The sequence below is a fragment of the Nocardia sp. CDC519 genome (assembly GCF_059509835.1).
Genome location: NZ_CM183377.1, coordinates 1,405,774 through 1,419,197, shown reverse-complemented (window position 1 = coordinate 1,419,197; position 13,424 = coordinate 1,405,774). Strand labels below are relative to the sequence as shown.

Sequence of the window (13,424 nt, the reverse complement as noted above, 5' to 3'; positions counted from 1 at the left end):
ATGGCCACTGGGGTGGGCCTGCGTATCGCCGCCGAGGAGTGCACCGCGGCGATCGTGACCAACGACGGCGAGCCGGAGTACATCGTCCGTGAGCCGGTACTGCACATGTCCGACGAGGGCGACGCCGAACTCGGCGGCACCGCGCCGGCCGGGCACACCCACACCATCACCGGATTCGCCGAAGCCGTCGGCGATCCGGCCGGGATCTCGGTCGACGACGGACCCGCCTACCGGGCCGAAGACCTGGTGGCCACTGCCCTGTTCTGCCTGATCAATCTCACCGCCGACCATTTGAACGGCGCCGCGGAGTTCTACGCCACCCATCCGGGCGACTGGCCGCAGCAGCAGGTCACCGCCCTGCGCGATGCTCTCGACTACCTGGGGCTGCGTTCGGTGGTGCTGGTCAGCGAGGCCGAACTGCCCACGGCGAGCGAACTGCCCGCCGACGCGGGCGCCGACACCCCGGCCCGGGTGTACGCCTACGGTGCGGCCGCCACGGCACTGACCGCGGTGCTGGCCACGCCCGCGGGCAACACCCCGCCGGATCCGGCGACGGCCGAGAACTCGACTCTCGACACCGACGTGATTCCCGCGGTCCCGGCTCCGGAGCCGACGGCGCAGGCGTATTCGGCCGCGATCCCGATCGCCGAGCCGCCCGCCACCGAGATGGCGACCGAGATGGCCGCGGTCGCCCCCGAGGCCACACCCGCCGAACCGGCCGCGACAGCCGAGAAACCGGCCGCCAACAGCCGCACGCCCGTGCTGATCGCGGTGGCGGCGCTCGTGGGTCTGATCCTCGGCGGCATCGGCGTCGCGGTGCTCTTCCGCGAGGACGACAGCACCCCCATTCCGCCGATTCCCGATGCCAAATCCGAACAGGTGACGGCGAGCCCCACCCCGCCCGTACCGCCGCCCGGCCCGCTTCCGGTCGCACCGCCACCGACCACCGTGGCCCCGCCGGTCACCGAGGAGCCGCCGGTGACGGCGGCGCCGACGACCGAACCGGAGCCCGCGCCCGAGCCGCCGCCGAGCGAACCGCCGCCCCCGCCCACCTCGGAGCCGCCCATCAGTACCGGCAGTTCGTCGACCAGCCCGAGCCGGACGACGACCACCACCCGTCCGTTCCAGCCGATGCCGCAGCTGCCGCTGCCGCCCGCGCTGGAAATCCCCGGCACCCGCCGATAATCGCCGACCAAGTGGCGACGGGTGTGATGTGTGGCATAAAGTGATCCGCTGACCGGTCACAGCGGTATCCCGCGCACCACCGGTTCATAGCTCCACGTAGGCTGTGCGCCAACGGATTCTGCCCGTGGCCACGGATTACCTGGCACATCTGTGCCGACGAAGGGACTTCATGCGCAAGTCGGTGGCGCGTCGCGCCGCGGTCAAAGCTGCCATCGCCTCGACCGTTCTCCTCGCCCCCATGTTCGGCACCAGCCCCGCCGTGGCCGAGGCCCCGCAGCTGAAACCCGGTGAGCTACCGGCCGAGCTGGTCCAGGCCATCTCGCGCGACCTGAAGATGACCCCGACCGAGTATCTCGACCGTTCGGCACGGGCCCAGCAGCTGAGCAGCTACGCCCGCGAATTCCGCGCCGAACGCCCGGACGCGTTCGCCGGCGCCTGGATCGGCACCGACGGCAAGCCGGTCGTCGCCGTCACCTCGCCGGACGCCGCCAAGATCGCGGCGGCCGACGGCTACCAGACCCGCCTGGCCCCGGTCTCGGCGGACAACCTGGAAACCTCGCTGACCCAGCTGAATCAGTGGATCGGCACGCTGCCGAACGAGCTGTCGAGCGCGATCAACTCGGTGGCCATCGACTTCCTCAACAGCCAGCTCGTGCTCAGCGTCGCCAACACTCCGGTGGGCCACATGCTGAACCTGCCGACGCTGATCGCCAACGTCAAGGTCATCCTCTCGCCGGGTGGTGGCGGCCCGGTCGAGCGTCGACCGATGGGCGGCGACACCTACATCAGCGCCCCCGGCTCGCTGAAGGACACCGCGCTGCGCGGGGTCGATGTCTGCTCGTTCGGCTTCAACAGCGTCGACGCCGCTGGTAACGCGCTCAATATCAGTGCCGGACACTGTAATCCGAATCTGGGCAAGGGCGATCAGCAGGCCGGGGTCTACATGCCCAACGTGCGTGACATTCCGGCCAGCCCGGAGCTCGGCACCTTCGTGCGGGCCAACCTCGGTGGTCAGAGCGGCCTGGATTACTCGGTCATCAAGCTGAACGACCGCGCGGTGCGGGCAGGCATGGACCAGCCGTCGGTGCGCGGCGCCAACGGCACCACCCTCACCGTCACCGGCATCGCCGACCCGGTGATCGGCGCCCCGGTCTGCAAGTCGGGCCAGTCGTCCACCTTCACCTGCGGCTTCGTGGTGGCCGATCGGGTGGAGACGCAGCTGTTCACCGCCGACGGTGAGTCCAAGACCGTGCGCGGCTTCGCCAGCACCGCCTGCACCCTCGGCGGCGACAGCGGCGGCGCGATCGTCTCGGGCACCCTTGCCCTCGGCATCACCAGCGGCTCCAACGCCGCCGAGGCGCCCAGCTGCGACGAAGCCAATATCGCGCTGGCCCAGTACGGCGGCACCGCGACCCTCGGCATCCCGATCCGGCCGATCCTGGCCGACATCAACGCCTCCGCCGGTGGTGGGGTCGGCAGCGGGATCACCGTGCGCACCCGCCCGAACGCGGGCTGAGCCGCAAGGCTTTACGAACACGGTCCCGGGCCGTCCGAGCGCTGAATGTCGGCGTGCGGGCGGCCCGGTCCGCGTTTTCGCCGGGCTGCCGGCTCGGGTAGCGCCGACGGTGCGGTATCGCGGGCGCGGCGACTCTGTACTCGTGGCGGTCGGCGGTTTTCGTGGCGCCCGACAAGGTCATCGGCACAAGATCAGTGGCGACCTACAACTCGGCGCCGTATCCGGCCCCGTACCCCGCCTGATCTGTCCGGATTCGAGCAAACCGGTCGGCCGAACAAGTAGGCATCGGAGGCTGGAGCCCATATAGTCTGGTCATGCTCCTGCCACGCATAGGTCATTTCCGGTCGCCCCGGACAGCTCCGCAACGGACTGGGATGCGAAAAGCCGCGATCGCCGCCTCGGCCGCGATCCTGCTGTTCGGCCCCACCGCAGCGGTCGCGTCAGCCCAGCCCGACACCGAACCCGGGCTGCCCGCCGAGCTCATCACCGCGGTCTCCCGCGATCTGAAGATCTCGGCCGACGAATACCTGCGCCGCGCCGACCTCGCCCAGCAGGTCGCCGCGTTCGCGGCCACCGCGCAGCGGCAGTTCCCGCAGGTGTTCGGCGGTGCGTGGCTCGACGACGCGGGCAAGGCCGTCGTCGCCCTCGCGCCGGGCTCCGGCATCGACGAGGCTCGCGCGGCCGCCGAATCCGCCGGATTCGAGGTGCGCAACGTGGCCAAGAGCCAGTCCGCGCTGCGTGGTGAGAAGAGCGCGTTCGAACGCTGGCTCGACGAACAGCCGGAGCCGGTGGCCTCGCTGGTGCGCGGCGTCGTCATCGACACCGTCAACAACAGCATCGCGGTGCGGGTGGACAAGCCCGGCCTGCCGATGCCGAGCTTCGTCGACCCGGCCCGCGTCATCGTGATGGCCCCGCCGGTCGCCGGTGAGGCGCTGCCGTCGGCCGATCCGATCGCCGAGGTCACCGGCGCTTCGCTGGCCGGTGGCGACGGCTACGCCTCGGTCGCCGGGCGCACCTCGCTGCGCTGCTCGTTCGGCTTCAACGGCGTCGACCGGGACGGTGCCACCGTCAACGTCACCGCGGGCCACTGCAACCCCGACATCGCCAGCGCCGGCGGCGGTAACGCCGCCGCCGTGCACGAGCTGCTGCCCGGCGACAAGCTCGGTGGCAAGCTCGGCACCTTCAGCAAGTCCGTGCTCGGCAACCAGGACTACTCCATCGTCCGCATCGCCGATCAGGCCCGGGATCGCTTCGCCAACAACGCTGTTCGTGTGCCCGGCGCCGCTCCGATCCTGGTCGACGGTGTCGCGACGCCCGTCGTCGGCGCCCCGGTCTGCAAGTCCGGTTCCCGTACCGGCTTCAGCTGCGGTGTGGTCAACGCCGTCGATCAGACCGTGCAGGTCGGCGACCGCCAGCTCACCCAGAGCTTCTCGGCCAATATCTGCGCCCTGCCCGGCGACAGCGGCGGCCCGATCGTGACCGGCCGTCTGGCCCTCGGTATTTCGAGCGCCTCCTCGGTGGCCGACTTCCCGGTCTGCGAGATCCCCAACCTGATCGGCGCCCTCACCGGCAACACCCCGCAGCTGTTCGCGCAGCCCGTCAGCGTGGTGCTCTCGGACAACCCGGGCCTGCGGATCCGCACCAACTAGGTTCTACGCTCGGCAGAGACGTCGAGAGGCCGGCAGCATACGTGCTGCCGGCCTCTTTCGTTGTACGGGCACTCAGTCCCGTTGGCGCCGCGCGCTCGTACCCACTGACGCCGCTCATGTCGGCCTATGACTCATTACCGCCTGATCGGCCCGCAGGGGCGCGAACCAACGAGGGATGAACCCTGGGTTACCCCCAGGATTTTCGGATGCTCAACGGGGCCCGAGTGGCGGCGGACCCCCAATGTGGGCGCCGGAACATCCGTTGACCGGCCCGAGGGCGTTGCACATCGAGCGCGGCACCCCACAAGGCGCGTATTTCGGGACAGCCGGCCCACCGGACAGGGCCGAAAACGCAAACCGGCCCGCCCCTTTCGGGACGGGCCGGTCGCTCGCGGCGCGAACTGCCTCTAAGGCAATTACTTGCCGCCCTTCATGTTCTCGTCGGACCACTTGGTGGTGCCGGCAGGCGCGTTCAGGGTGTTGATCAGGTCCATACCGGCGATCGCCAGGGCAGGACCGCCGACAGCGATCGTCCCGAGGATGCCGCCGATACCGGCGAACGCGACGATAGTCGGGATCGCCGCGATGCAGCCGACGATGGTGAGGCACTCGACGAGACCGACTGCCGTGCCGATCAGACCGCCGGCGACCACACCGATCGCGGTGCCGAGAAAGCCGCCCACCGCGGTGGCGATGCCGAACTGGCTGGCGAACTCGTTCTGAGCGCGCTGGTTCTCGATGGGCGAGGCCACCGGCTTGAGGCCGAGGTTCACCGCATTGACCTTCTTGTCGGCCAGCTTGTCGGCAGGAACAGCGGCCTTGTCCGGAGTCAGCTCGAGGACCTTGCCCTCTTCCTTGACCACGGGCTTCACCGGAACCTCGACGTCGGCGACGTTGAAGGCGATCGGCAGCGAGACCACCGTCGCGCCCTTGTCGTCCTTGATCAGGTAGACGTCGTCTTCCTTGACGTCCTTCGAGGACTTGGCCAGCTCGAAGGTGCCGTTCTTCAAGGTGGTGACGACGGTCTTGTCGACCAGCTTGACGGAATAGCTGATGGGCTGCGCCGCCTCGGCCGCCGGTTCAGCGTGAGCCGTGCCGAACCCCATGGCCATCGCGCCGGTCACCATCGCGGCAATCGCGGTGGTCTTGCGGAGTTTCATTCAGTTTCCAATCCATCATCAGGTTGTCCGTGCACCGATGACGCCCACGTGCGAGCTCAATCATTTCGGCCGGCAACTCCGAAATCCCCTCCGAGCATTGTGAACACAGGCACACAGAACAGAACGCCGTGAGCCTAGTCGAACGAAAGTCCAGATGCGAGATTCATTACGTATAGGAACGACCGCAAACGGGTAAGCCTGTCCTTATCTCATGCGGGGTTGTGCATGCCCTTTACGGTGTTGAACAGCTCGAGTCGCATAAAGGCGGACCTGTCTTGTGTGAGCTTGATCACAGCAAAATCCGCGGTCAACCCCCAGGAAGATGGGGCACCACCCGATCGCAGATCCTACGCTGGACACCACAAGTTACCGGCGGGTAACTTACTGGCAGTTAGGATACGAGCCATCCCGAGGCGCACAGCCTCGACAGCTCGTGTTGCCTCTAAAGAAAGGTCGCGACATGAATGCCCTGACCGTGACGCTGGGCACCCTTGGAGCGGCGCTCAGCCTTCTCTGTTGGGTGTCGTTCTTTGGCGGCGCCGGAACAATGGTGCGGACGATCATGATCGGTCAGTCCGCTCCCGATCGGTGGCGGCCGTTCTTCCCGCGCTTCAAGCAGATGCTGGTGGAGTTCATCGCGCACACGCGCATGAACAAATTCCGCACCGTCGGCTGGGCGCACTGGCTGGTCATGATCGGCTTCCTCGCGGGTGCGCAGTTCTGGTTCATGGCCTACGGGCAGACCTTCAAGCCCACCTGGTCCTGGCCGTTCATCGGGGAAACCTGGTGGTTCCACCTGGGCGATGAGATCCTCGGCGTCGGCACGGTGGTCGGCATCGTGACGCTGATGGTCATCCGCCAGCTCAATCACCCGCGCCTGCCCGCGCGACTCTCCCGTTTCAGCGGGTCGAAGTTCGGCCCTGCCTACTTCGTCGAGTGGGTCGTGCTCAGCGAGGGCATCGGCATGGTGCTGGTCAAGGCGGGCGTGCTGTCGCTGCACGGCCATTCCAGCTGGACCGACCCGGTCACGGGACAGCTGGCCAAGGTGATCCCCGCCAACGTCACGCTGATCTCGATCTTCGCTTTCATCAAGCTGATGTCCGGCATGGTCTGGCTGTTCGTGGTCGGCCGCAACATCACGTGGGGTGTTGCCTGGCACCGCTTCTCGGCGTTCCCGAACATCTACTTCAAGCGTGAAGACGACGGCGGCGTGGCCCTCGGCACCGCCAAGCCGATGATGTCCAACGGCAAGGCCCTGGACATGGAGAACGTCGACCCCGATACCGACACCCTCGGTGCCGGCCGGATCGAGGACTTCTCCTGGAAGGGCTGGCTGGACTTCACCACCTGCACCGAATGTGGTCGCTGCCAGTCGCAGTGCCCGGCCTGGAACACCGGTAAGCCGCTCTCGCCGAAGCTGCTGATCATGTCGCTGCGCGACCACGGTTACGCGAAGGCGCCGTACCTGCTGGCCGGTGGCCGCAAGGACATGGGCGGCGACGAGGTGGGCCTGGTCGACGCCGAGGGCAAGCCGGACGAGGCCAAGCTGGCCAAGATCTCCGAGGCCGCGCGCGCGGAGGCCGAGCGTCCGCTGGTCGGCGGCGAGGACGTCAGCGGCATCATCGATCCCGAGGTGCTGTGGTCCTGCACCACCTGTGGTGCGTGCGTCGAGCAGTGCCCGGTCGATATCGAGCACGTCGACCACATCATCGATATGCGCCGCTACCAGGTGCTGATCGAGTCGGAGTTCCCGTCCGAGCTCGCGGGTCTGTTCAAGAACCTGGAGAACAAGGGCAACCCGTGGGGCCAGAACGCCAAGGATCGGCTCAACTGGATCAACGAGCTGGACTTCGACATCCCGGTCTTCGGTAAGGACGCCGACAGCTTCGACGGCTACGAATACCTGTTCTGGGTCGGTTGCGCCGGTGCCTACGAAGACCGCGCCAAGAAGACCACCAAGGCCGTGGCCGAGCTGCTGGCCACCGCTGGCGTGAAGTTCATGGTGCTGGGTCAGGAAGAGACCTGCACCGGTGACTCGGCGCGCCGCGCGGGTAACGAGTTCCTGTTCCAGCAGCTGGCGCAGCAGAACATCGAACTGCTGGACTCGGTGTTCGAGGGTGTCGAGCAGAAAAAGAAGAAGATCGTCGTCACCTGTGCGCACTGCTTCAACGCGCTCAACAACGAGTACCCGCAGGTGGGTGGTACCTACGAGGTGGTGCACCACACCCAGCTGCTCAACCGGCTGGTGCGGCAGAAGCAGCTGGTGCCGGTGGCGTCGGTGTCGCAGAACGTCACCTACCACGACCCCTGCTACCTGGGCCGGCACAACAAGGTCTACAACGCTCCGCGTGAGCTGATGGAGGCCTCGGGCTCGAATCTGGTCGAGATGCCGCGCCACGGCGAACGGTCCATGTGCTGTGGCGCCGGTGGTGCCCGCATGTGGATGGAAGAGCAGCTCGGCAAGCGCATCAATATCGACCGCGTGGACGAGGCGCTGACCACCAACCCGGCCAAGATCGCCACCGGTTGCCCGTTCTGCCGCGTCATGCTCACCGACGGTGTGACCGCGCGCCAGGAAGACGGCAAGGGTGAAGGTGTCGAGGTCGTCGACGTAGCCCAGCTGATGCTGGACGCGATCGAGCGGGTCGAGCCGACCAAGTTGACCGAGAACCTGACCGTCATCCAGGAACCGAAGGCCGAACCCGAGCCGGAACCCGAGCCCGAGCCCGAGCCCGAGCCGGTCGCCGAGGCCGCTCCGGCTGCGGCGAAGGCCGCTCCGACCGGTGGTGGCCTGGCCATGAAGGGCCCGGCCAAGGCTCCCGGTAAGGGTCTCGGCATGAAGGGCGCGGCCAAGGCACCCGGTGCGAAGGCTGCCGCTCCGGCCGCCGAGACGGAGGCCGCGGCTCCGGCCCCGGCCAAGGGTCTGGGCATGAAGGGCGCCGCGAAGGCACCCGGCGGCAAGGGCCTGGCCATGAAGGGCGCGGCGAAGGCGCCCGGCGCCAAGGCCGAGGCTCCGGCCGAGGCCGCTGCCGAGACTCCGGCCGCTCCGCCGGTCAAGGGTCTGGGCATGAAGGGCGCGGCCAAGGCGCCCGGCGGCAAGGGGCTCGCGATGAAGGGCGCGGCCAAGGCTCCGGGTGCGAAGGCCGCGGCTCCGGCCGAAGCCGCGGCTCCGGCTGCCGAGGGACCGGAGGCGGGCACCGAGACGGCATCGGCTCCCACCGAGACCAAGCCGACGGTCGCCGCCAAGGGTCTCGCCATGAAGTCCGGGTTCAAACGCCCCGGACCGAAGGCGCCCGGCGCCAAGGCTCCCGCGGCCGCTCCGGTGGAATCGGCTCCGGCCGAAGAGGCTGCGACGGAATCGGCCCCGGCCTCGGCTGACTCGGCTCCGGCGCAGGCCGCGACCGAATCCGCTTCGGCGCCTGCCGAATCCATGCCGACCGTGGCGGCGAAGGGTCTTGCCATGAAGTCCGGGTTCAAGCGCCCGGGACCGAAGGCGCCCGGCGCCAAGACTCCGGCCGCGAGCCCGGCTCCGGCCGACTCGGCTTCGACCGAGCAGACTCCGGCTTCGTCCGAATCGGGTTCGGCTCCGGCGGAATCCGCATCGGCTGCCGCGGAATCGGCTCCGGCCACCGCCGCATCGGAATCCACCGAGGCGGAGACGCCGGCGAACGGCAACGGCGCATCGGATGCCCCGCTGCCCACCGCCAAGCCGGGTGGTCTCGGATTCAAGTCCGGTGCGAAGGCTCCTGGCCGCAAGAGCTGAACCACCACATCCGAACAACCATGATTCGACCCGGGTCCCGCACGGCGGCCCGGGTCGAATCATGTCAGCGGCCCGCGAAATCCGCAGGGCCAGAGGGATTGCCGGACCCTACTCGGTCTCCTTCGGATGGCCGGGCATGCAACGCTCCAAGAGGACACGCCCTGCGGTCTTGCTGCCCTTCGGCGCGTGTTCGACGAAGTACCAGAGCCTGCCGCCGTCGCTGAACTTGTATTGGTATCGCTCGTAGGTCCGCCCCTGATGTGTGCCGTACCGGAATCCGCCTTTGAGCGTGTACAACCTCGCCGAGATTCGTTCCGGCTCTCGGGTTAGCACATCCCATGCGTCGACCATGGCATTACGAGCCGCGGCCAGGCAGTCGGTCCAGCCTTTTTGCGCCTCACTGGTGATAAAGATGATCTCGTACTCGGCTCGCTTCAGCGGTCGCGGGACGCCCCGCTCCTTGCTCACTCGTCGGCCCCGGGATTCGGCACCGGCACAGGCTCATCAAGGTAGTGAAGATCGGAGCCGTCCACGTGAATCCGAGGATCAGCGTATGCCTCCGCAGTGTCGCGCCACGCGGCGAGGACAGTGGTCAGCCGGGCCAGCCGACCGACGGCGAGACCGCCGCGCGCATTGTTGAGGAAGTCGGCGACAAAAGCCGGCCGCTGATCTTCGGGCAGCAATTCGATCCACGGAAATGCGATGGTCAGCCGATCGACCACCTTGCCGAGCAGCTCATCGTCGAGAGCAATCGCCAGCAATTGGGTCAGCGCGCTCAGAGTCTGCTGGTTGGCATCGGACTCCGCGGCATCGCTGAGTCGCACGGGCGGCGCGGATCGGCGAACGAGTGTCACGTCACCGTTCTTCTCCATCGCCTCGATCACCCGGTTCGGGTCCCGTAGGAACTCCGACCATGTCGCAGATGTACCCATACCCTCAGTATGTCAGAACTACTTCTGATATCTAGGCCACGGTTGGGGTGGCCGCGCCGAGCAAAACTTGATGGCATATGCCTTCAGTTTGACTCCATGCGAGAATTGCGGATAACTTCTCTCATGGGTGCCCGGAACGCGGGCGCTGCGGCGACTATGCACAGCCCTCGGGAGTATGGATGGATTTCGACTGGTCGGAGGCCGATTCGGCCTTTCGGGACGAGGTGCGGGAGTTCCTGCGGGAGAAGTTGACGCCGGAGCTTCGGGCGGCGGGGCGGTTGGCAACGAGCGTTTATCCCGACCATGAGGCCAGCATGCGGTGGCAGCAGATTCTGCACGAGCGCGGCTGGGCCGCGCCCACCTGGCCGGTGGAGTACGGCGGCTGCGACTGGACCCTCACCCAGCACTACATCTTCAACCGGGAACTGGCACTGGCCGGTGCGCCGCCGCTGTCGCCGATGGGCATCCGGATGGTGGCGCCGGGCATCATCGCCTTCGGCACCCCCGAGCAGAAGCAGTTCTTCCTCAACGGCATCCTCACCGGCGAGGTGTTCTTCTGCCAGGGCTACTCCGAACCCGAGGCCGGATCCGATCTCGCATCGCTGACCATGAGCGCGGTCGAGGACGGCGAGGACTTCATCTGCAACGGCAGCAAGATCTGGACCACCCACGCCACCGAGGCGAACTGGATCTTCTGCCTGGTCCGCACCTCGCGCACCGGCAAGAAGCAGCAGGGCATCACCTTCCTGCTGATCGATATGACCTCGCCGGGCATCGAGGTCAGGCCACTGGTGATGACCTCGGGCGAGCAGGTGCAGAATCAGGTCTTCTTCGACAATGTGCGGGTGCCGAAGAGCAATGTGCTCGGCCGCGTCGATGAGGGCTGGTCAGTGGCCAAGTACGTGCTCGTGCACGAACGCGGCGGCGCGGCCGCGCCCGCGCTACAGGTCATGGCCAAGGATCTGGCGGAGGCGGCGGCCGAGCAGCCCGGTCCGGACGGGAAACCACTGATCGACGATGCCGGATTCGCCGCGCGACTGGCCGATGCCCGCATCCGCGCCGATGTGCTGGAAATCCTCGAATACCGGACGATCTCGGCGCTGTCGCAGGGCCGCGACCCCGGACCGGCCTCGTCTATGCTGAAGATCCTCGCCACCGAACTGAGCCAGCAGCTCACCGAACTGGCGTTGCTGGCAGCCGGACCGCGCGGACGGGCCTACCAGCCGCATGCCACCAAACCCGGTGGCCCGATTGCCGAATTCACGCCACCGGCCGATGGTTATCACAGCGGACCGCAGTGGCAGGCCGTCGCGCCGCTGCGTTATTTCAACGACCGCGCGGGTTCGATCTACGCGGGCAGCAACGAAATTCAGCGGAACATTCTCGCCAAGGCAGCATTGGGGCTCTGATGGACTTCTCACTCACCGATGAACAGCAGTTGCTGCGCGATTCCGTCGCGGGGTTCCTGACCGCGCGGTACGAGCTGGAGAAAAGTCGCAGCGCGGCCAAATCCGTGGCCGGCTGGCAGCCCGAGATCTGGCGCGGATTCGCCGAAGAGCTCGGCATTCTCGGCGCCACCCTGGCCGAGCGGGTCGACGGTATGGGCGGCGGTCCCACCGAATTGATGGTCATCGCCGAGGAATTGGGGCATGCCCTGGTGGTCGAGCCGTTCGTCGACACCGTCGTGGTCGGTGGCGGATTGCTGTCGCGAGCGGGCGGTGAACGGGCCGACGCGGTGCTGCGGGACATCGTCGCCGGTAGTGCCCGCACCGCGTTCGCGGCGCTCGAGCCGTCGGCAGGGGAATCCGCGCACGATATCTCGTTCACCGCCCGCAGGGACGGCGACGAATGGGTGCTCGACGGTTCCAAGATCGTGGTCACCAGCGCCCCGCTGGCGACGCATCTGATCGTCAGCGCCCGCACCGGCGGAGACCGGCGCGATCGTGACGGTGTTTCGCTGTTCCTGACCGAATTCGACGCGTCGGCACCGTCCACGGGACTCGAGGTGCACAGCTATCGCACGATCGACGACCGGCAGGCCGCCGACCTCACCTTCACCGGCTTCCGCCTGCCTGCCACGGCCTTGCTCGGCGCCGAGGGCGAAGCGACCGCGATCATCGAGGCGACCCTGGAGGAAGCGATCGCCGCGGTGGCCGCCGAATCGGTCGGGCTGATGCGCAAGGTCGTCGCCGACACGGTGGAATACAGCAAACAGCGGCAGCAGTTCGGCCAGCCGATCGGCCAGTTCCAGGTATTGCAGCACCGCATGGTGGATATGTACATGGAACTCGAACAGGCCACGGCCGCCGCCTATTTGGCTGCCTTCGCGCTGTCGGGCTCACCGTCGGAGCGGGCGCGCGCCATTTCGGCGGCGAAGGTGACCATTGCCCGGGCCGCACGTTTCATCGGTCAGCAGTCGGTGCAATTGCACGGCGCGATGGGCATGACCGAGGAACTGGCCATCGGGCACTATTTCAAGCGGCTCACCGCGATCGAGAACGAATTCGGTTCCAGCGCCTATCATCTGAACCGCTACGCGCGTCTGACCAGACCGTGAGAGCCCGCGCTGCCCGGAATCCGCCGCCGGGCAGCGCGGCGTTCGACTGCGCATCTAGCAGTTCTCGAACGCCGCCTTGACGTAACCGGCGGACTGATAGAGATAGTCGTAAGCCCAGCGCGCCACCGAAAGCCGCGGCTCCGGATCCACGAAAAGTAGTTCCCCGGACCAGCATTTGCCGAGAATGTAGCGCGCGCGGGAGATATGCGGCGTGAACGTCACCACGATCACGCGCGTCCAGCCCTCCTCGCGCGCACGGCGCGCCAGGTAGCGGCCCTCGCCGCGAGTCGTGCGCGGGTCGGGGTCGAAGCATTCCACCTCGAAGCTGTAACCGCCGTGGCAGATCCGGTTCACCAACGCGCTGTGTTCGTAGGGATTGGATACCAGCACCCGCGGCGCATAACCGTCCCGGGCGAGGGTCAACCCCAATTCCTCACGTCCGTCGTGGGCGCCACCGAGAATCAGAATCGCGTCGGCAGGCGCGGGGCCCTCGGTCTGTGGCCGCACATATACCGGCCACAGTGCCGCCGTGACGATCGCGAGCACCGCGCAGACGACGAGCACAGTCCCGCCGATCCGTCGCATCGGCCGATCCTATCCACGCCGTCCACCAGCGGTGATGCATGGCCGCGCCGAGCGGGCGGGCGCGCTCTCCCCGTTCG

General features: G+C 67.5%; 10 protein-coding genes. 6 read left to right on the top strand and 4 right to left on the bottom strand.

Annotated features, from left to right (window positions below):
* From AC5W7N_RS06340 to AC5W7N_RS06330, 3 genes are all read left to right on the top strand, one after another.
* The gene (locus AC5W7N_RS06340) at nt 1-1,185 is read left to right on the top strand and encodes a hypothetical protein (protein ID WP_495923402.1); all 1,185 of its coding nucleotides are present in this window, start codon (nt 1-3) and stop codon (nt 1,183-1,185) included.
* Nucleotides 1,186-1,354: 169 nt separating this feature from the next.
* The gene (locus AC5W7N_RS06335) at nt 1,355-2,701 is read left to right on the top strand and encodes a S1 family peptidase (RefSeq protein WP_163816133.1); all 1,347 of its coding nucleotides are present in this window, start codon (nt 1,355-1,357) and stop codon (nt 2,699-2,701) included.
* A gap of 374 nt (nt 2,702-3,075) precedes the next feature.
* Complete coding sequence (locus AC5W7N_RS06330; RefSeq protein WP_163816056.1) at nt 3,076-4,350, top strand: S1 family peptidase; 1,275 nt, start codon at nt 3,076-3,078, stop codon at nt 4,348-4,350.
* Between the two features lie 416 nt (nt 4,351-4,766).
* On the opposite strand, the gene AC5W7N_RS06325 is transcribed toward AC5W7N_RS06330, so the two are convergent.
* Entirely contained in the window at nt 4,767-5,510 is a 744-nt protein-coding gene (locus AC5W7N_RS06325) for a DUF8020 domain-containing protein (protein ID WP_194990532.1), read from the bottom strand.
* A gap of 460 nt (nt 5,511-5,970) precedes the next feature.
* Here AC5W7N_RS06325 and AC5W7N_RS06320 point away from each other — a divergent pair, with 460 nt between their 5' ends.
* On the top strand, nt 5,971-9,273 hold the full coding sequence (locus AC5W7N_RS06320) for a (Fe-S)-binding protein (protein WP_195020226.1): 3,303 nt from the start codon (nt 5,971-5,973) through the stop codon (nt 9,271-9,273).
* Nucleotides 9,274-9,381: 108 nt separating this feature from the next.
* Here AC5W7N_RS06320 and AC5W7N_RS06315 read toward each other — a convergent pair whose 3' ends face one another.
* Both AC5W7N_RS06315 and AC5W7N_RS06310 read right to left on the bottom strand, forming a co-directional pair.
* Nucleotides 9,382-9,741: a hypothetical protein gene (locus tag AC5W7N_RS06315; protein WP_195020227.1), complete on the bottom strand. Its 360-nt coding sequence runs from the start codon at nt 9,739-9,741 to the stop codon at nt 9,382-9,384.
* Nucleotides 9,738-10,157 carry a hypothetical protein gene (locus AC5W7N_RS06310; protein WP_194990529.1) on the bottom strand — a complete coding sequence of 140 codons (420 nt, stop codon included), beginning with the start codon at nt 10,155-10,157 and terminating at the stop codon, nt 9,738-9,740. The genes AC5W7N_RS06315 and AC5W7N_RS06310 overlap by 4 nt, the downstream gene beginning before the upstream one ends.
* A 227-nt stretch (nt 10,158-10,384) precedes the next feature.
* Here AC5W7N_RS06310 and AC5W7N_RS06305 point away from each other — a divergent pair, with 227 nt between their 5' ends.
* Both AC5W7N_RS06305 and AC5W7N_RS06300 read left to right on the top strand, forming a co-directional pair.
* Nucleotides 10,385-11,614 carry an acyl-CoA dehydrogenase family protein gene (locus AC5W7N_RS06305; protein ID WP_195020229.1) on the top strand — a complete coding sequence of 410 codons (1,230 nt, stop codon included), beginning with the start codon at nt 10,385-10,387 and terminating at the stop codon, nt 11,612-11,614.
* Nucleotides 11,614-12,762: an acyl-CoA dehydrogenase family protein gene (locus tag AC5W7N_RS06300; RefSeq protein WP_195020230.1), complete on the top strand. Its 1,149-nt coding sequence runs from the start codon at nt 11,614-11,616 to the stop codon at nt 12,760-12,762. The genes AC5W7N_RS06305 and AC5W7N_RS06300 overlap by 1 nt, the downstream gene beginning before the upstream one ends.
* A 54-nt stretch (nt 12,763-12,816) precedes the next feature.
* On the opposite strand, the gene AC5W7N_RS06295 is transcribed toward AC5W7N_RS06300, so the two are convergent.
* Nucleotides 12,817-13,347 (bottom strand): YdcF family protein, encoded by a 531-nt coding sequence (locus AC5W7N_RS06295; RefSeq protein WP_195020231.1) that lies wholly within the window; start codon nt 13,345-13,347, stop codon nt 12,817-12,819.
* Between the last annotated feature and the right edge of the window lie 77 nt (nt 13,348-13,424).